Origin of the sequence: Methylobacterium sp. 092160098-2 (assembly GCF_028920805.1) — a bacterium.
Lineage (GTDB): Bacteria > Pseudomonadota > Alphaproteobacteria > Rhizobiales > Beijerinckiaceae > Methylobacterium > Methylobacterium fujisawaense.
Map to the genome: position 1 here is coordinate 891,362 of NZ_JAQPZJ010000002.1, position 17,896 is coordinate 909,257.

12 protein-coding genes are annotated in these 17,896 nt (G+C 69.6%); 6 read left to right on the forward strand and 6 right to left on the reverse strand.

The window, feature by feature from the left end:
* Positions 1-94: 94 nt before the first annotated feature.
* The 4 genes from PQI07_RS29920 to PQI07_RS29935 form a co-directional block, all read right to left on the reverse strand.
* The gene (locus PQI07_RS29920; protein ID WP_274928535.1) at positions 95-538 is read right to left on the reverse strand and encodes a hypothetical protein; all 444 of its coding nucleotides are present in this window, start codon (positions 536-538) and stop codon (positions 95-97) included.
* 46 nt (positions 539-584) lie between these two features.
* Positions 585-914, reverse strand: a complete 330-nt coding sequence (locus tag PQI07_RS29925) for a hypothetical protein (RefSeq protein ID WP_274928536.1) — start codon at positions 912-914, stop codon at positions 585-587.
* A 34-nt stretch (positions 915-948) separates the two neighbouring features.
* Positions 949-2,271, reverse strand: coding sequence for a site-specific DNA-methyltransferase (locus PQI07_RS29930; protein WP_274928537.1), 1,323 nt, complete (start codon positions 2,269-2,271; stop codon positions 949-951).
* A 110-nt stretch (positions 2,272-2,381) separates the two neighbouring features.
* Positions 2,382-3,170: a metallophosphoesterase family protein gene (locus tag PQI07_RS29935; RefSeq protein WP_274928538.1), complete on the reverse strand. Its 789-nt coding sequence runs from the start codon at positions 3,168-3,170 to the stop codon at positions 2,382-2,384.
* 185 nt (positions 3,171-3,355) lie between these two features.
* Here PQI07_RS29935 and PQI07_RS29940 point away from each other — a divergent pair, with 185 nt between their 5' ends.
* The 6 genes from PQI07_RS29940 to PQI07_RS29965 all read left to right on the forward strand — a co-directional run bounded on the left by PQI07_RS29940 (position 3,356) and on the right by PQI07_RS29965 (position 9,260).
* Complete coding sequence (locus PQI07_RS29940; protein WP_274928539.1) at positions 3,356-5,356, forward strand: ATP-dependent helicase; 2,001 nt, start codon at positions 3,356-3,358, stop codon at positions 5,354-5,356.
* Positions 5,353-6,087 carry a hypothetical protein gene (locus PQI07_RS29945; protein WP_274928540.1) on the forward strand — a complete coding sequence of 245 codons (735 nt, stop codon included), beginning with the start codon at positions 5,353-5,355 and terminating at the stop codon, positions 6,085-6,087. The genes PQI07_RS29940 and PQI07_RS29945 overlap by 4 nt, the downstream gene beginning before the upstream one ends.
* Positions 6,088-6,194: 107 nt before the next feature.
* On the forward strand, positions 6,195-7,352 hold the full coding sequence (locus PQI07_RS29950) for an SPOR domain-containing protein (protein ID WP_274928541.1): 1,158 nt from the start codon (positions 6,195-6,197) through the stop codon (positions 7,350-7,352).
* A gap of 101 nt (positions 7,353-7,453) precedes the next feature.
* Positions 7,454-7,798, forward strand: coding sequence for a hypothetical protein (locus tag PQI07_RS29955; protein WP_274928542.1), 345 nt, complete (start codon positions 7,454-7,456; stop codon positions 7,796-7,798).
* Between the two features lie 95 nt (positions 7,799-7,893).
* Entirely contained in the window at positions 7,894-8,595 is a 702-nt protein-coding gene (locus PQI07_RS29960; protein WP_274928543.1) for a hypothetical protein, read from the forward strand.
* A 182-nt stretch (positions 8,596-8,777) separates the two neighbouring features.
* Positions 8,778-9,260: a hypothetical protein gene (locus PQI07_RS29965; protein ID WP_274928544.1), complete on the forward strand. Its 483-nt coding sequence runs from the start codon at positions 8,778-8,780 to the stop codon at positions 9,258-9,260.
* A 12-nt stretch (positions 9,261-9,272) separates the two neighbouring features.
* Here the strand turns inward: PQI07_RS29965 and PQI07_RS29970 are convergent, their stop codons facing one another.
* A complete protein-coding gene (locus PQI07_RS29970; RefSeq protein WP_274928545.1) occupies positions 9,273-9,881 on the reverse strand; it encodes a hypothetical protein in 609 nt (202 codons plus the stop codon).
* 132 nt (positions 9,882-10,013) lie between these two features.
* Positions 10,014-17,795, reverse strand: a complete 7,782-nt coding sequence (locus PQI07_RS29975; RefSeq protein WP_274928546.1) for a putative Ig domain-containing protein — start codon at positions 17,793-17,795, stop codon at positions 10,014-10,016.
* Positions 17,796-17,896 lie beyond the last annotated feature (101 nt).

Here is a 17,896-nt window from a genome sequence, read left to right on the forward strand (position 1 = left end):
GCTCCGCAATGTGATGGGCTGAGCGGAAGCCAAGTTCCAGTGCCAGGACTGGCTGCAGATGCCTGCAGTCGGCGCGAGCGGCGGCCACCCGGATCTACGGTATATCCGCGAGCGGCATGCGGTGGGCGCTCGCCAGCCCACCCAGGGTCAGCACGACGCCGAGGGCGACGAAGGCCGACCACGCGCTCACCATCTGGCTTGGGGCGACGAGCCCGTCGATCAGGGTGATCGCGATGGCGGCTGCATAGGCGGCGTAGGCGCCGGCGACGAGGCTGACGACAGCGGCGAGGTGGGGATTCTTCACGGGTGGGGTGCTCCAGGGTGGCGATCGGGGCGTGGGCGGCGTCGGCCTGCCTGGGCCGAACCCGAACAGAGCCGCGCATGCGCCGGTGGCAAGGATGATCGGGATCGGGATCGCGTTGGCGATTTCGTCGGGCAGGTGGAAGGCGTCCGTGATCGGCACTGTGCCGTCGAACGGCAGGTTGATTGCGCCCAGGACGGGCACGTCGGCGGTGCGCGGGCCGAACTCGTCGATCATGCAGAACAGCTCCGTGGCCTCGGCCTCGACGAGCGCACGGTCATGTTCACCGCTGTGATGGCGAAAGCCGCCCGTCGCGCTGCCGCAGATGCGCGGCGCGGCCGGCGTCGGTGATCTCGTATCCGCCATGCACGTAGCGGCGGAAGAGGCCGAGGGCGCAGAGGCGCTCCATCATCCGCTCCCACGACGCCGAGGCCAGCCCCCGCGTCCGCCCCCATTCCACGATGCCTTTGCCGTCTACGGCCCTTTGCACCTGCTTCAACTGCGGTGCGGTCAGCTTCGGGGCGGCGTCGGCCGATGACGCGGCGTTCTCGCGCTTCCTGTTCTGCGCGCGGATCGACTGCCGCAGCTCGTGCAGATCGGTCTTGCCCATCATGGCGCGTCTGGCTCCTTGAGGCCGGATGGAACCGTCAGCCGCCGATGCCGTGGAAGCGGAAGTCGGGGCGCCCGTCGAAGTGCATGGCCGAGGCCTCCGCATAGGCCAGCATCGGCTCGGACGAGATGAAGCGTCTGCCGAGATCGAGCGCCACCTTGCCCGTCGTGTTCGAGCCCGCCATCGGATCGTAGACGGTCTGGCCGACGTCGGTCGTCAGCTGGATCACGCGGCGCGGCAGGGCCTCGGGGAACCGCGCGGGATGCATCGGGACCCCGGCCTCCCGGCACCGCTTGGCGAACGCGCTCGATCCCGTGACGCCGCCGGCGATCAGGAGGTTGCCCGGTACGGGTCCGTTGCCGTTGCGGGCGAAGTCGGCCTCCCTGATGACGTAGCCGCTCGGTCGCTTGGCCGTGCCCCGCTTCATGTCGTTCGCCAGTGCGCGCTCGGACCGTTCGGCGTACTCCTCGCGCGGCAGGCGCCGCGTATCCCACGACGGATTGGGGTCCTTGGAGAACATGATCACATGCTCCAGGGTGTTCTTGAGCCTGACCCGCTGCTTCACCGCCCACTCGATGTGGCCGAGCTTGGTCGGCGAATGCCAGGGCATCCGTCCGGCGAGGTGCATCCCGTGCCGGTCGATCGCGTCGATCGTGAAGCGCTCGACATAGGGCGAGAGGCAGGGCGTGCCCGGGGTGAAGACGTCCATGACGTTCACGCACAGGGTGCCCCGCGGGGTCAGCAGATCCTTCCAGAGCCCGACCAGATCCGACATCCAGGCCAGCCAGTCCGGAATCGTGTGCCGCCCGTAGGCGCGGGAGACCACGGGATAAGGCGGAGAGGTCAGGATCAGGTCGACGCTGCCCGGCTCGATCGCGGAGGCAGCTTCCTCGGCGTGGGCCCACATCGCGAGACCGTCGTCCATTGAGTAGAGCAGCACCACGGTCCCACGACGGACGCGCCGAAGCTTCTCCCGGCCGGCGTCGGCCAGTTCCCAGACGCCCCGCGTTCCTTTGGCGATCAGCCCCTGGGCGACGGCCGTCTGACGGGTCCACCTGACCTGCTGCTCGAAATGGTTGTACGACTGGTCCGCGCAGGTGCGCGTCTCCTTGCGTGCGCTCACGTCCAAGCCGAGTTCGTTCGCGATCCGGTCGTACAGGTCGCGCGGCCGCGCCCGGCCGCCGGCATCCTGGATCGCCTCCAGCAGCGGCATCTGCAGAAGCCCCTGCAGGGAGGGCTTGCCGAGCCGTTCCTGCGCCTGCTTCCGGGCGGCGGCCTCGGTCTCCACGCCGCGACGGATGCGTCGGGCGCGCGCGGCGACGGCGCCGGGGGTCGAGGACAGGGTCTGCTGGCTTGTCACGGAGCTTCGTCCATTCCTTCGTCCGCCCGTCGGGACGTCCTCACCATCGCCCGCAAACCCTGAAATCGGGCAAACGGGTTCGATCGAATTGTCCGCAGTCCGTTCCTTCGTCAACGGGTCGGGCCCGGCGCCCTGCGGGCCCATGGCGTCTCGATGCCCGGCAGGACCCCGATCCCGGACTGCCAGACCCTGGGAACGGGATTGCCCGGGTCGAACCGCACGCCGGTGAGCCGGCCGGTGGCGTAGGCACCCGTATCGATCCCGAGCCGCCAGGGGGTCGCATCGGGGCCGTCGGGGGCGATCGTATGGCCGTGGACGACGAGGCGGTCGAGGGCGTGCCGCTCGTCCAGGAACGGCTCGCGGATCCAGGTGAGATCGTGCTCGTCCTGCCACTCGATGCCCAGGCCGGGCCGGACGCCGGCATGGCAGTAGAGGCGCTCCCCGTCGTCCACCGCGAGTTGGAGGCCTTCGAGGAACGTGACATGGGCTTCGGGCACCAGCCTCGGAAAGCCTTCGAAGAGGAACGCGCCGTACGAGGCCGATGTCGCCAGACCGCCGTTCATCGCCCAGTTGCCGGCGGACCGGCCTTCGGGGTCGTGCCACGCCTCGACGAACATCCGGTCGTGGTTGCCGCGGAGGGGGATCCAGGTCTCGTCCCGCCGATCCGGCCCGCGCATCAGCCGTTCGACGACCTGCCGGGATTCGGGGCCCCGGTCGACGTAGTCGCCCAAAAAGACCAGCGTAACGGCCTCGCCCGGCCTGCGGTCGTCGCCGACCCAGCCCAGGAACTCGTCCAGCAGGTCCCGACGCCCGTGGAGATCCCCGCACGCGTACACGGGGGTGTGAACCCGCAAGGGCGAGAAGCGGCCGACGCCGGGGTGGGTGTAGGGCTCCGACATGCCTCCACGATGGCACCGGTCGGCGCCCAGGGCAATCCGCCCGGGCGAAGCGGCGACGTCTCGCGCATCCGGCGCAGGGCTTGTTAACGAAGGAATGGATGCGAAGGAACGAAGCCGGCTCGGGGGTTGCCTCACGCATCTTTCGGTTCCATGGTCCGGGACCTGGAATCGAGACGGGGTATCAGGTGCCGCCGACCAACGACGCATATGGTGGCCCCGAGGATACCTACGCCCGGATCCTGTCGGGCCTCAACGAGCAGCAGCAGGCGGTCGTCCTGGCCTGCGAACCCGACGTCGCCGTCGTGGCCGGCGCCGGCTCGGGAAAGACCGAGACCCTGACCCGCAGGATCGCGCGCCTGGTGCTCGACGGGGTCGAGCCGGAGCGGATCCTCGCCATCACCTTCACGAAGCAGGCCGCGTGGAACATGCGCGACCGGGCTGCCCGCTACGTCCCGGACGCGCGCCGCATCAGGCTCGGCACGTTCCACTCCGTCGCGCACGCCCTGGTGATGGAGAACCGCCACGCGATGCGGCTTCCGGACAAGATCAGCATCCTCGGCACCGACGATGCGGTCGCGGCGATCAAGAAGGTGGCCGCGGCGCTCCGCACGAACGACGAGAACCTGCCGCGCGCCGCCACGATCAACAAGATCATGAGCTTCTGCCGCAACACGGAGCGGGCGATCGGCGACGTCATCCACGCGCAGTACCCGCAGTACATCCACGCGATCGACTTCGTCGAACGGGTGTCGATGGCCTACACCGCCTTCCGACGGAAGAACGCGCTCTTCGACTACGACGGCCTGCTCGAGGCGATGGCGAAGATGCTGGAGCACGACCGGCTCGGCCCGGCAATCGCATCGATGTTCGAGGAGGCCCTGATCGACGAGGCCCAGGATCTCAACGCCCTTCAGATCCGGATCGTGCGCGCGCTCCGCAAGCACGACGTCCGCGTGATGTTCGTGGGCGACCCGTCCCAGTCGATCTACCAGTTCCGCGGTGCCTCGCCGGACATCATGTTCACGCTGATCTCCGAGTGCTCCGCCCAGGTCTATCTGCTGGAGACGAACTACCGGTCGAGCGCGGAGGTCCTGGAGGTCGCCAACGCCGTCGAGGATGCGATGCGCAAGCGGATCCCCCGCGAACTCGTCTCCCACTCCGGCGTATCCGGCCTGCTCCCGCGGATCATCGAGGTGAACGACAAGGCCGCGGAGGCGACGGCGATCGTCGACGCCATCCTCGACCGGAAGAACGAAGGGATGGAGCTGGAGGATCAGGCGATCGTCGTCCGGTCCACCGCGAACTTCCGGCATGTCGAGGTCGAGCTGATCGCCAGGAAGGTGCCCTACACGGTCAAGGCCGGCGTCAAGGTGAACGAGGCCGGCGCCGTGCGCGACCTGCTCTGCGTCGCCCGCGCCTCGCTGAATCTCGGCAACGAGCCCGCATGGCAGCGCATCCTGCAGCTCGTCCCTGGAGTCGGCGAGAAGAAGGCCGCGAAGCTTGTCGACGCGATCTCGTCCAGCGGATCGCTCCTGAACGCCCTCGGGATCGTTCTGGATGCCGCCGTCAAGACGAAGGGCCTCGGGGCCGTGGCCGAAGCCGTACGGCTGGTGGACGACGAACGCGGCGGGCCGCCGGCGAGCCGCCTGCGTCTCGCCCTCGCCGCGCTCGAGCCGCTCATGGAGGCCGAGTACCGCGACGAGTGGAAGTCCCGGAAGTCGGACGTCCTGGCGGTGATCGACATCGCCCAGCAGCACGTCGACCTCGACGAGTTCGTGAGCTCCCTGACCATCGAGGCTTCCGTGGAGATGACCCGGACCGGCTCGGCCGATCCGGACGAGGAGAAGCCGCTGACCCTGACCACGATCCACTCGGCCAAGGGACTTGAATGGACGGCGGTGTACGTGCCCAGCATGATCGAGGGGCACATCCCGACCGTCTATGCCCAGGCGCCCGACGACGTAGACGAGGAGCTCCGAGCCTTCTACGTGCTGGTAACGAGAGCGCGGACGCACCTCGAGTTCTTCAAGCCGACCGTGATGCCCGACGGCCTTCTCCGGACAGCATCGCGTTTCGAGCCCGTGATCCGGGACCACTGCCTGAGCGAGCGCGGAGCCGCGTCGCCGACGCGTCGGCGCGTCGGGTTCGGCGTCTCCCTCGAGCCGGAGGCGATCGAGCTGTGGTGAGTCCGGCCACCCGGGAGGTCGTCGACACGACCCTCGACATGCCGCTGGACGCCTATCTGGCTGTGGCGGAGAAGGCCGGCTTCGAGCTGGTCCTAAAGACGCCGTTCGCCCGCGTGCAGATGCTCCAGGTCCGTGGGCGCCAGGAGGTTCTGGGCGAGGTCCAGGAGACGCTGTGCATCCTGGGGCGCCGCGACGGCTTCCTCCTCGTGCTGGAGAGCTACACGGGGTCCTCCGGAACACCGCTCGTCAACATGGCCGAGTTGAACTACCGCTTCCGCCAGGGGCCGCACCACGAGACCGCGGCCGAGTTCGAGACCTACAAGATCCCCTTCCCCGACCCCCTGGCCGAGAACGAGCGCGTCTACCACGCGGTGGTGGCGGGCCTCGGCGGTGCGGCGCCGCTGGACGACGGAGCCATGTGCGTCTCCGCGATGCAGGACGTCCGCCTGGACCTCCTGGAGATCATGAGCCGGAAGGACGCCTACGTCGCGCTTCCCGAGGATCGCAGGGCCAGGATCGGCGACTTCCTCGCGGAATGGCCGCAGGGCTTCCTCCACACATACGGGTTCACCCTCGCCAGGACGTGCGAGGCCGACGTCGCCCGATATCCGGACGCCCCGCGCAGGATGGCCGAGTCCAGACGCATCACCGAAGAGCGTCTGCATCTCCTGCCCGCCTGGGTCCGGACGATGATCGGGTGCAGCGACGATTCCTCCCAACGCGCAGCGTGAAGGAACCGATCGCGCGGAAGAGGGTTAATTTGTTCCTTCGTCGTTGACACCGCCCAGCCTGGACCGCAAGGTTTCCATCGACCTCGTTCCTTCCGGCGGCGCCTCCCTTGAATCGATATCCGGCAGCCCTGTCCCTCCTGGCGACGCTCTACGCCGGGACTGCCGCGGCGGAGATCCCGTCCGCGGGCGACCGGACGACTTGGCTCCGCATCTCCTGCAGCCAGTACGGCTCGCTCGTCTACTCCGACGAGAAGGCGGCCGACGATGCCTCGGCCTCGTCCGATTGGCGCGAGAAGGTGTCCCGTTCCTTCCCGAAGGCGATCTGCGTCACGGCCCGCCGCGTCGGAGGGCTGGACCCGAAGTTCAAGCAGTTCGGGATCCTCCCCGACGTGATGCCGGCTCCGGAGCCTCCGCCCGAACCCGTCGCGGTCGTTCCGCCGCCCTCCTCCCTCAAGGCTGCGACGGCTTCGACCGCACCCGTTCCCCTGCATGCGCCCGGAAACCCCGGCGCGCGGGTCGACGACGCCTCGCTGAACGCGGCGCTCTCCGCGATCGGGCTGCGCAAGCAGGAGCCTGCAGGGCGCCAGCCCCTTGCACCCGTCCCGGCGGCTTCCGCCGCTCCGGCCCCGGCACCTGCGCGCCCGCCGGAGCCCGCGGCCGCCCCCGCCGCAGAGGCCAAGGCAACCGCTGCCCCCTCCCCCGCCGTCGAGGCGGTCGCGTTCCTGGACGGCCAGGACTACGCCACCGGCGGCTTCATCGTCTCCGACGAACCCGCCAGGGATCGGCGGGATGCCGGCCGTCGCACTGTCCTGGCCGGCATGGTCTTCGCCGAACCGGGACAGGCGTCCGGATACGGCGACCCCGGCATGATCACGGGCGGGGTGATGGTCGCGGAGGCGGAACCCGAGACGCGGGTCTCGGAGGTCGTCGCCGCCGCCGCACTGCCGGAGCCCGCAATCGAGGCCGAACACGCGCCGGCGCGGTCCGTCGTCGTGCAGCTCGCTTCGTTCGCCGGTTGGGAGCGGAGCCGCATGCAGGGCGTCTGGCGGCAGCTCTCGGCCAAGGCGAGCGCCCTCGCCGGCCTCGAGCCGCGGATCGTCCGGATTGGCGGCCAGAAGATCTTCACCGCGCTGCGCGTCGGGCCGCTCGACGAGGAGGCCGCGAAGGATCTCTCCCGTCGGCTCGAGGACAAGGGCATCGAAGCCCGGATGCTGCCGTCACCCCCCTCCAGCATGGTCGCGATGGCCATGCCTGCAGAACGTTAGATCCGTCTCCTCCTGCGGATACAGGAAGCAAGACCATGGTCGACAGCCCCAGGACCTCGGATCGGCTTGACCGAGCATTCGGCGCCGCAGCGTCTTCCTGCATGAACGCGAAGGCGTCGCACGCTTCGAACCGCCCCGACCCCTACACGGCTCTGGCATCGGCGTTGGTCGAAGCCGGCCTTCGGGAGCCTTTCGATCAGGACCTTGCAGGTGGTCCCTCAATCGACCTCGCCTTTCTTGAGGCCATTACCAGACTGCCGGGCCTGCCCGGGTCGATCGGCCGCCTGATCCGCGAGTACCTCGGCAGCCTGAGCCAGATCACCTCCAGCCTCGTCCCCAGTTCGGTCCTCGTGAATGGGACGACCGAGATCTCGACGTGGAGCTACGACTTCGGCCGGCTGGCCGGAGCGGCGGCCGGCAGATCCGGGCCCATCCAGCCGGCCTGAGCGAGTTCGGCCTGCCGGCGACCGGGGGATTGCTCGTCGACGGGTCCAGCCTGAGCGCAGCTGCCGCGGCCGTCGACGGTTGAGGGAGTCGCCATATGTCCGTATTGGCCCCGCCGATGTTCGGCTCGAAGGTCCCCCGCGCCTGGAAGGCGCCCCTGATGGTCGAGGTCCAGGCGCGGCTCCCGCTGTTCGACGATCTACCCTCCGACACGATCGGGCATCTAACGGCGGCGGGGTTCGGCCGCGGCTTCCTCACCGCCACCCTACGCGCCCGCCTGCGAAAGGCCGGTATCCGGGATTTCGGCCATCTCGCCCAGTCGTCGCCGGACGCCATCGTCGGGATACGGAAGTTCGGCCCGGCCCGCGCCGCGCTCGTCAGGGCGCTTCTCCTGGAAGAGATCGCCCGGCTCCTCCCGGGCGAGCGCGACCTGCATGCGTCGGAAGCGACCGAGACGCGCAGGCTGGCCCGGCTTCGGGCCATGCCGGTCGAACGCCTTTCCCTACCCGATGCCGTGGTTTCCGCTCTTGGTCTCGTCGGAGCCTCATGCGCGGAAGCTGCCGGCCGGTCGCGGGCCGACATCAATGGCCCGGGCCTGCTCTGGGTGTCGGAGGTCGACCGCCTGGTCGCCACGCTCGCCGGCCTGCTCGGGGCCGACACGCCCATCCTCCGCCCCATGATCGAGATCGAGGCGGAGGCCGGAGCGACCGAGGCCGAGCGGCGGGCAGCGCAGCTGGCCGATCGGGACCGGGAATGGGATGCAGCCGCTCCGGCCGCGCCCGGCCGGCGGAAACGCTAGGGACCGGCCCACCGAGTGGCGGCTGCTGCGCGCGGACGCCCATCGACCCCCGGTCGGCTCGCCGGTGCCGCGACGAATGCTTTACCACCGTCGGTCGAATACCTCGGACTTCTCCCGTCCGCCGCTATGCCTTCCATCCGTCGGCTGATACTCGATTGCTTCCGTATTCCCCGGAAGGAACCATGCGCAATCTCTCGATCGCCGCCGCCCTGATCCTGCTCGCCGGCGCCGCGTCCGCGAACGAGCCCGTCGACAAGGTCCAGCAGGGACTGTGCCTCGAGCTCAAGGTCGATGGCGCCTCGAAGCCCTGCAACAACGACATGCTGCTCAAGGACGACGGCAAGGGGTCGGTCGACTTCATTACCGGATTCGTCGGCGAGCGGGGGGCGAAGAAGACGGTCGTCGACTTCGAACTGACGCAGACCCCCGACCTGGAGAACAGCTACGGATATGCGTTCCGCGTCCGTGGAGTCAGGCTCATGACCTACGACGACAGCGACAGCACGACGATCTACCCGGCCACCGGCATCTGCTTCATGGTCAAGCCCAACCCAGTCAAGGCCGGAGGCAAGAACATCCGCCAGGACATCGTGCACATGTGCACGGCCAACCTGACCGACCCGAACGCAAAGATCAGAAAGATCGACTGGAAGTTCGTCCAGTAGCGCGTCTCCGCCTCACGGCGAAGGTATGGTCTCGGACCAGATCTCGTCGAAGATCCGCCACATGGTCTGGTCGTGCCGATCCGAGCGCGCTCCGGCGGTATCGTCGAAGCCGGCACCGATCTCGAAGCCCGACCACCCGGTCCACACTTCGCCGTCCGCCTGCTCCAGGCGGACGTACATCACGTAATTGTCCTCGCGCACCCAGCGCACGTGGATCCGACAGCCGGCGACCTCGAATTCGGCGAGACGCTCGGCCTCGCGCCACGCGTCGCTGTCGAAGTCCTCATCCCCGCCGTAGCAGTCACCGTCGATCCGCTCCTTCACGCAGCGGAGCAGCGGCACCTCCTCACCCCGGTGGAGGATCGTCACGGACGACTGGCCGTAGAGGCCGACCATGACTTCCCCTTCGCCCAGCAGGACGTGAAACTTGCGGCCCCTCCGGGCCTCGGGAAGGACGAAGCCCGGATAGATGCCGGGCGACGAGGTGATGTCGCCATCCGCGAGCACGGCATCGCAGCGGTCGTCCCTGCGGCCGCAGCACCATGCACGCCCGCCGTAGTTTCCGTAGCCCACCTCGTGCTCCTCCGTTCCGTCGATCGGCCGCCCCGCCAGGGGAAGCACGGCCTCGGCGTTCCTCCGGCGTGCCGGGCTGGCCGAGTCCGGGCACGATGTCGCCGACGATGCCATGCCGCTCGTCGTGGAGCCGAGGCTCTCCGGGTCAGGACTTGAACCGGAGAACCTCGGCCGGATGCATCAGCGCGACGAGGGCCATGATCTCTTCGACACGTTCGGGCCGTAGTAGATCGTGTTGCCGTCCCCGCTCATGACGATCATCGTGCCGACGCTGTCGTAGATCATCGTCCCGAGGCTGGGATTGCCCCGACCGTCCCAGGTGTGCAGCACGGGATAGCCCTGCCGCTGGGTCAACCGCGCGAACGTCGAGAGATCGTCGCTCGCCGAGATGAAGGGGTCCCACGAACCCGCCCAGCCCGAGTTCGGCTGGTTCGAACCCGTGATGTACTGCTGGGAATAGCCGACCTCGTTCCACATCCTGCCGTCCCAGACGTAGGCGTAGACGGCCCAGCCGTACCCGCCGCCGACCCCGTAGTACTGGGCCGAACTCATCAGCATCTTGGTGCCGTCGGTGTTGAAGGCCGCCGAGAACGTCCCGAAGCCGGAATTGTCGTAGGCCTTATGGAACGGCGTGGAGTACTGGTTCTGCCACGTTCCGCCGATCCGCTTGTAGATGGTCGTCGAAGGGCCGCCCACGAGGCCAAGCGTCGACCCGTCCGGAGAGAACGACAGCTGGCCTCGGCCAATGCCGCACTGGCTGTTCGGATTGGCGCAGGGGATCGAGGTCTCCTCGACGTATGCCGAGCCGTTCCAGATCCGGACACTCACCTTGTCTCTCGCCGCCGTGTAGGTCTGACCGGTCGGGGTGTAGTAGTCCGTGTACGAATACGCGATCCGACTTCCATCACCGGAGATGCCGAGCGAGAACTGCCCCGGCAGACCCTTGGAATCCACCCGCGTGATCTGTTCCCAGGTGTTTCCGCTCCGGCGATACACGTAGATGTACCCGGTCTGATAGGTGCCGGTGGTGGTGTTGCCCTGCGCGAAGGGAGCGGAGACGGCCATATACGTGCCGTCCCTCGACAGCGCGATCTTCTGGCCGAAGCCCGGCGCTTCCTCGGGAGCCCGGATCCGCTGCACCTTGGCGAACCCGTTGTTGTAGGGTTCGACATACGCGCCCGTATCGACCTGGACGTTGACGATGCCGTCGCCGAGCGTCTTGCCCACGGTCGAGTAGGCCACCACGCGGCCGTCCTTCGACATGGTGAAGTCGCGAGCGCCGAGAGCCGCGCCCTTCAGCTTCAGACGGGCATATTCGTTGACGCGCGGGTACGCGTTCGAGTCCTGGGACCATCCGGCCTGCACCATAGGACGGACTTCGCTTCCGTACTGGAACTGCCCCGTCCTCCCGGCCGAATCGGTCACCACGAGAGTGCGGGCCACGTACGCCTGCGGCGCCGTCGGCGTCCCGGTGACGTACAGCTGGTTGTCTTCGACCCGGGCGGTCATGCCGTCGGGCAACGCCGGCGTGACCGTCACGCTGGACGGACCGATGGCGTTCTTGACCTGGAGCTGCCCGCCGGTGAACTGACCTGCCCACGAAGTGTAGGGAATGCCGTTCGACTGGCTGCCCTCGTCGACGTCCGGATCCTGCGGTCGACCCTGGTCGAGTGCCAGACCGTCCGTCACGATCATGTTCACGTCGACCGTGGCCTTCAGGCCTGCCTTGTCGGTGACGGTGACCGTGAAGAAAGAGCTGCCGTACCGCGTCGTGGTACCGCCGACCTGCCCCGTGTTGCTCATGGAGAGGCCGTACGGCAGGGCTCCTGCCGTCAAGGCGAAGGTGTAGCCGGGCGAGCCGCCGGTGGCCGTGAACGCGCCGGTGTAGGCCCTGCCGTAGTCGACGTAGACCAGGGCCGGCGGCTTGATCACCAGGGGCGCGCTGGCCGTCACGGTGGTCGAGGCCTGCGCCCTCCGGCCGCTCGCATCCGTGACCACGATCGTGGCCGAGTAGCTGCCGCCGGTCGACGGCGTGCCTTCTAATCTGCCGGACTGCGCGTTGAAGGTCATGCCCGGCACGCTGCCGCTGGCAGCGAACGCGTAGGGCGCCGTGCCGCCGGCGGCGGTGCCGCCGATTGTCGTGGCGGTGCCGACCGCGATCGTGAACGTGGACGCCAGCGAGAGCGACAGCGCCGGCGCCACATCGATTGTGAACGGGGCGGATGTGGTCCGCCGGTTGTCGGCGTCGATCACCGTCACCTGCAGCGTCGCGGTCTGGACGACCGTCGGCGTGCCCGAGATCGCGCCCGAGGAGGCGTTCAGGTTCAACCCGGTGGGCAGCGTGCCGCTGGCCATTACGAAGCGGTACGGCGCCCGCCCGCCGGATACGGTCGGGAAGGTGGCGAAGCCGGACCCCCGCGTCGCGGGCGGGGGCGAGTAGGCGAGCGCCAGCGGGGCACCGACCACGATCTGGTAGGCGGTGGTCGTCTGGGTGCGCCCGTCCGCGTCCACGGCCGCGATCTGGACTCCGCCGAAGGTGCCGACCTGGCTCGGCGATCCGGAGACCACGCCGGAGATCGGATCGAGGTCCAGCCCCGGCGGCAGGCTGCCCGCGGCGACGTAGTAGATGTAGTCGGGGCGGCCGCCGGTGGCCGAGACCTGTCCCTGGTAGGCGGTGTCGACGGTGCCGGTGGGCGGCAGGGTGGCGGTGACCGAGAGCGGGCCCGCCACGTCGATGGAGAAGGATGCTGACAGGCCGGTGCGGCCGTCCTGGTCGGTGGCCCGGACCTGCAGGCCGGCGTAGGTGCCGGCCGTGTACGGAACGCCGGAGAGCACGCCCGCGGAGCTGAGGGTCAGGCCGGGCGGCAGCGCGCCGACGGCGGCGTAGGTGTAGGAGCTGCGGCCACCCGAGGCGGTGAACTGGTAGGGCCCGTATGTCGTCGAGACCGTGGCGTTCGAGGCAGGCACACCCGCGACGCTCATCGCGCCCCGCACGTCGATGCGGAAGGTCCTGGAGGTCGCCGTGCGCCCGTCCAGATCGGAGACGGCCAGCGACAGCCCCTCCGCGGCTCCGATCGAGGTCGGCGTGCCGGAGATCCGGCCCGTGGTCGGATCGAGCGTCAGGCCTGCCGGAAGCGTGCCGGTGGCCAGGGCGTAGACGTACGGCGCACGGCCGCCCGTCGCCGCGGCGGTGGAATCGTAGGCGAAACCGACGGTGGCGACCTGGGCCGGAACCGAGGCGAGGACGAGTGGTCCGTCGACGAGGATGCGGAAGGCGGGGGTCAGGGCGATGCGCCCGTCGGCATCGGTGACGCGGACCTGCAGGTCGCCGCTGGTGCCGGCGGCGCCGGGCGTGCCGCCGATCCGGCCGGTGGCCGTGTCGAGGCTCAGCCCGGAAGGCAGCGTGCCTGAGGCGAGGGCATAGGCATAGGCCGCCCGTCCTCCCGAGACGACGATCCGTCCGGCATAGGTCGTGCCGACCGTGGCGCGGGCGACGTCGGCCGCTGCCGAGAGCGGATCGGCGATCGCGATCGCGAAGACCTGGGACGCGACCCTGGTGCCGATCGCGTCGAGGACGGCGACCTGCAGACCGGAGGACATCCCAGCCCCGGTCGGCGTTCCGCTGATCCGACCGGTTGCCGTATCGAGCGACAGTCCGGCCGGCAGCGCGCCTGCCGAGAGGGAGAACACGTACGGGGACGTGCCGCCGGACGCCGTGAAGGCTGCCGAGTAGGCGACGCCCACGTCGCCGTACGCCGCCGAAGTGCCGAAGACGACCAGCGGTGCCGATGTGGCGATGGAGAAGGCGGCGGAGGTCGCTGTGCGGCCGTCTGCATCGGTGGCACGAATGCGAAGATCGGTCACGTCGCCGGCCGTGGTGGGCGTGCCGGAGATGGTCCCGGTGCTCGACGACAGGGTCAGGCCTGCCGGGAGCGTTCCCACCATGGCGAAGGCGTACGGACCGCGACCGCCGGTGGCGGTGAAGGCGGCGGCGTAGGATTGGCCCAGGACGGCGACGCGAGCCGGATCGCCCGCGACGGAGACCGGATCGCGCACGTCGATCGTGAAGGGCTGGGAGGCCCCGGTCCGGCGGGCGCGGTCCGTGACGACGGCGGAGAGGCCGGTGACCGAGCCCGCGCGGGTCGGCGTGCCGCCGATCGCGCCGGAACTGCCGTCGATCACGAGGCCCGGCGGCAGGTTGCCGCCCGCAAGGGTCCAGGCGTACGGCGCCTGCCCGCCGCTGGCGGTGAAGGCGAAGCTGTAGGGCACGCCCACGGTCGCCGGCTGGGGCGGGACACCGGCGACGGCGAGGCCGACCGCGACCTCGATGCCGAAGGCTTCCGAGCGGGCGGTGCGGCCGTCGGCGTCGACGGCGGCGATCACGATGCCCGGGTAGCTCCCGGCCACCGTCGGCGTGCCGCCGATGGCGCCGGTGGTGCGCTCGATCGTCAGGCCGGGCGGAAGCGACCCTTCCGCGACGGTCAGCACGAACGGACCGCGCCCGCCGGCGGGCGTCATGGCGGCGGAGTAGGCCTGTCCGACCGTGCCGGGCCCGATGTTGCTCGGCACGAGCCGCAGCGGATCGCGCACGTCGATCGTGAAGCTCGCGGTGCTGACCGTGCGCCCCTTGGCGTCGGTCACACGGATCTGCATCGTGCCGCCCGCGGCTGCCGTCGTCGGCGTGCCAGCGATCAGGCCCGAGGTGGCATCCAGGCTCAGGCCGGCGGGCAGCGCCGCACCGACGATCTGGTAGGCGTACGGGCCGAGGCCGCCCGAGGCGGTGAACTGGGCGGAATAGGCCTGCCCGACCGTGCCGGGACCTGTCTGGCCCGCGACGGCAAGGGCCGTGGCGACGGTGATGGAGAACAGCTCGGTGGTGCCGGTACGGCCGTCCACGTCGGTGACGCGCAGGCGCAGACCGGAGGCGGTGCCGGCCTGGGTCGGCGTGCCGGCGATCACGCCCGTCGCGGCGGAGAGCTGCAGGCCGGGCGGCAGGGTGCCGGCGTCGAGCGTCCAGGCGTAGGCTGCGCGGCCGCCAGCGACCGTGGCATTGCCGGAATAGGTCGAGCCGACCGTGGCGTCGGAGACGGGGATGCCCAAGACCACGAGCGGGTCCGAGACGTACAGGTCGAAGGCCGGCGCGGTCGCGGCGGAGTTGGAGGCATCGCGCACGCGCACGGCGATGGCGGGCGACATGCCCTTGGCGGTCGGAGTCCCCGAGATCAGGCCGGTGGCCGGATCGAAGGTCAGGCCGGCCGGCAGCTGGCCGGTGGCCAGCGAGAACGTCTTGGCGCCGACGCCGCCCGAAGCGGTGAACTGAGCCGAATACAGTTGACCGACCGTGGCGAAGCCGGCCGGGTTGCCGGCGATCGACAGGCTGGACGAGACCGAGATGCCGAAGATCGCGGACAGAGCGGTGCGGTCGCCGGCGTCCGTGGCCTTCAGCTGGATGCCCGGGTAGGAACCGAGGGTCGTGGGCGTGCCGCCGACGAGGCCGGTCGCGGCATCGAGCGAGAGGCCCGGCGGCAGCGTTCCCGACGCAAGGGTCCACGCGTAGGGGCTCGAGCCGCCCGAGGCGCTGAACTGGGCGGAGTAGGCCTGACCCGCTGTGGCGGAGGTCGAGGCCGAGCCGGTCACCGCCAGGACGTCGACCACCGCGATCCGGAAGCTGTCGGATGTGGCGGTGCGACCAGCGACATCCGTCACCTTGACGGCGAGCCCCTCGGATGCCCCAACGACGGTCGGCATGCCGGAGATGGCGCCGGACGTCGTGGACAGCGTCAGACCGGCCGGCAGCGTGCCGGAGGCGAGCGAGAAGGTGTAGGGTGCGGTGCCGCCGGAAGCCCCGAAGGAGGCGGAGTAGCTCTGCCCGACCGTACCGTTCGTCGAGGGGCTGCCGGCTATGCGCAGCGGCGCCGCGATGACGATGGACGCTGTCGTCTGCGCCGTGCGGCCTGAGGCATCCGTAGCCCTCAACCCGATCCCGGAGAAGGTGCCCGCCTTGGTCGGCTGCCCGGAGATCCTGCCCGTCGAACCGTCGAGCGACAGCCCGTCCGGCAGCGCGCCGGCGGCGACGTCGTAGGCGTAGGGCGCGCTTCCGCCCGCGGCGGTGAAGGTCGCGCTGTAGTCGGCTCCGACCATGCCGCCCGGTGCGGACCCGGCGATGGTCAGCGGGCTCGAGACGACGATGGTCGCGTCGGCGGTCGCGATCGTACCGTCCGCGTCCACGACGCGCACGCTGAACGGGCCGTAGCTGCCCGCCGCCGTCGGCGTGCCGCTGATGGCGCCGGAGGTGGCCAGCGACAGGCCGGGCGGGAGAGATCCCGATACCATGGCGAAGGAATAGGGGGCCGTACCGCCGGCCGCCGCGAAGGCCGAGGAGTAGCCCAGGCCGGTGGTGGCCGAACCGGCCGGACCGCTGGCGACGGTCAGCTGATCGGCGAGCGTGATGGAGAAGGGGGCGTTGTCCTTCGTCGTGCCGTTGGCGTCGGTGACGCGCACCACGAGATTGCTTGTCGTACCCGCAACGAAGGGCGTGCCGGAGATCGTGCCGGAGCTCGAGAGCGCGAGGCCGAACGGCAGGCTGCCCTGGGCGAGCGAGAAGCTGTAGGGCTGCTGGCCGCCGGCCGCGCCGAAGGTGAAGGAGTAGGCCGATCCCGCCACGCCGCGCGGCGGGATGCCGGAGATCACCAGCGGGTCGGCGACGTTGATGGAGAAGGCGGAGGTCTGGGCGACGTAGCCGTTGGCATCCGTCGCCGTCACCGACAGGCCGCCGAACTGGCCGGCGACCGTGGGCGTCCCGGTGATCCGGCCGTTGGCCGTCGAGAAGGAGAGGCCCGGAGGAAGCGTGCCGTTCAGCGCGTAGGTGTAGGGCGCGGTGCCGCCCGAGACGGCCGTCGAGATGGTCGGGATCGGGCTGTTGCGGACGTAGGCGTCGGATGCACCCTGGACGACGGCGACGAGCTCGGTCGCCACCACCACGGAGAAGGCGGGGGAGGTCGCCGATTTCGGGCTTGCGTTGGAATCGATCGCCTTCAGCTGGATGCCCGAGTAGGTGCCGGGGGCCGTCGGCGTGCCGTCGAGCAGGCCGTCCTGAGCGAGCGAGACCCCCGGCGGCATCGAGCCTGACAGCTGGCTCAGGACCACCGGCGGCGTGCCGCCGACGATGTTCACGCCGGCGTTCCGGATCGGCTTGCCCGCCACCGCACTGAACACGCCCGTCTGTTTCGAGCTGCGCAGGGTCAGCGACACCGGTCCATAATTGATCGAGATGTTGACCTTCGAGGATGTGACCTGCTTCTGGTTGGCATCGGTGACGAGGATGTCGAACGTGAAGCTTCCGGGCGTCGTCGGCGAGCCGGACAGCACCACCGACCAGACGCCGGAATTGACGTCCTGAGTGGTGGAGAGGGACAGTCCCGGCGGCAGGTCGCCCGTGGCGCGCGAGACGTTGAAGGGCTGGCGGCCGCCGGAGATGCGCAGGGACCCGCTGTACGGGGTGCCGACGGATCCGGTGAAGGGAAAGCTGTAGGTGCCGAGCGTCGGCGAAGGAGCGGACACGTAGATGGTCGGCGCGTTGTCGCGCACGACCATGCCGTTGGCGTCGGTCAGCTGGACGATGACGCCGGAGTAGTTCCCCTCGGTGGCGAAGGTGCAGGCTGTGGAAAGGATCGAGCCGGTCTGCAAAGGAGTGGAGCAGCCCGGCGGCAGGGGCGACCCGACCATCTCGAACAGGTACGGCGATCGGCCGCCGGTGCCCTGCCAGGAGATGGAATAGCTGCGTCCGTCGACCTTGTAGTAGGTCTGCGCGGCGACGACGTTGTTGGTGATGGTCGGGATGGGGAAGGTGCCGGCGGTCGTCGGCTGGCGGAACACGTAGGACGCGGCCAGCACTTCGGCCGGCTGGCCGAAGGCCATCACCGCGGACAGGGTGAGCGCAATCGCGCGACGAAGCAGCGGCATGACGATCCCGGTGGTTCCTTCGCGATCACAATAGGTCGCGCGGATCCGATACGCAAAGGCATGAGGCCATCAAGCCCCATCATTCCTTCGCACCGGAATGA

What these genes read in the sequence shown, in the direction of transcription:
- PQI07_RS29920 (WP_274928535.1), bottom strand. Translation starts at nt 538, where the DNA reads ATGATCGACGAGTTCGGCCCGCGCACCGCCGACGTGCCCGTCCTGGGC.
- PQI07_RS29925 (WP_274928536.1), bottom strand. Translation starts at nt 914, where the DNA reads ATGATGGGCAAGACCGATCTGCACGAGCTGCGGCAGTCGATCCGCGCG.
- PQI07_RS29935 (WP_274928538.1), bottom strand. Translation starts at nt 3,170, where the DNA reads ATGTCGGAGCCCTACACCCACCCCGGCGTCGGCCGCTTCTCGCCCTTG.
- PQI07_RS29955 (WP_274928542.1), top strand. Translation starts at nt 7,454, where the DNA reads ATGAACGCGAAGGCGTCGCACGCTTCGAACCGCCCCGACCCCTACACG.
- PQI07_RS29960 (WP_274928543.1), top strand. Translation starts at nt 7,894, where the DNA reads ATGTCCGTATTGGCCCCGCCGATGTTCGGCTCGAAGGTCCCCCGCGCC.
- PQI07_RS29965 (WP_274928544.1), top strand. Translation starts at nt 8,778, where the DNA reads ATGCGCAATCTCTCGATCGCCGCCGCCCTGATCCTGCTCGCCGGCGCC.
- PQI07_RS29975 (WP_274928546.1), bottom strand. Translation starts at nt 17,795, where the DNA reads ATGCCGCTGCTTCGTCGCGCGATTGCGCTCACCCTGTCCGCGGTGATG.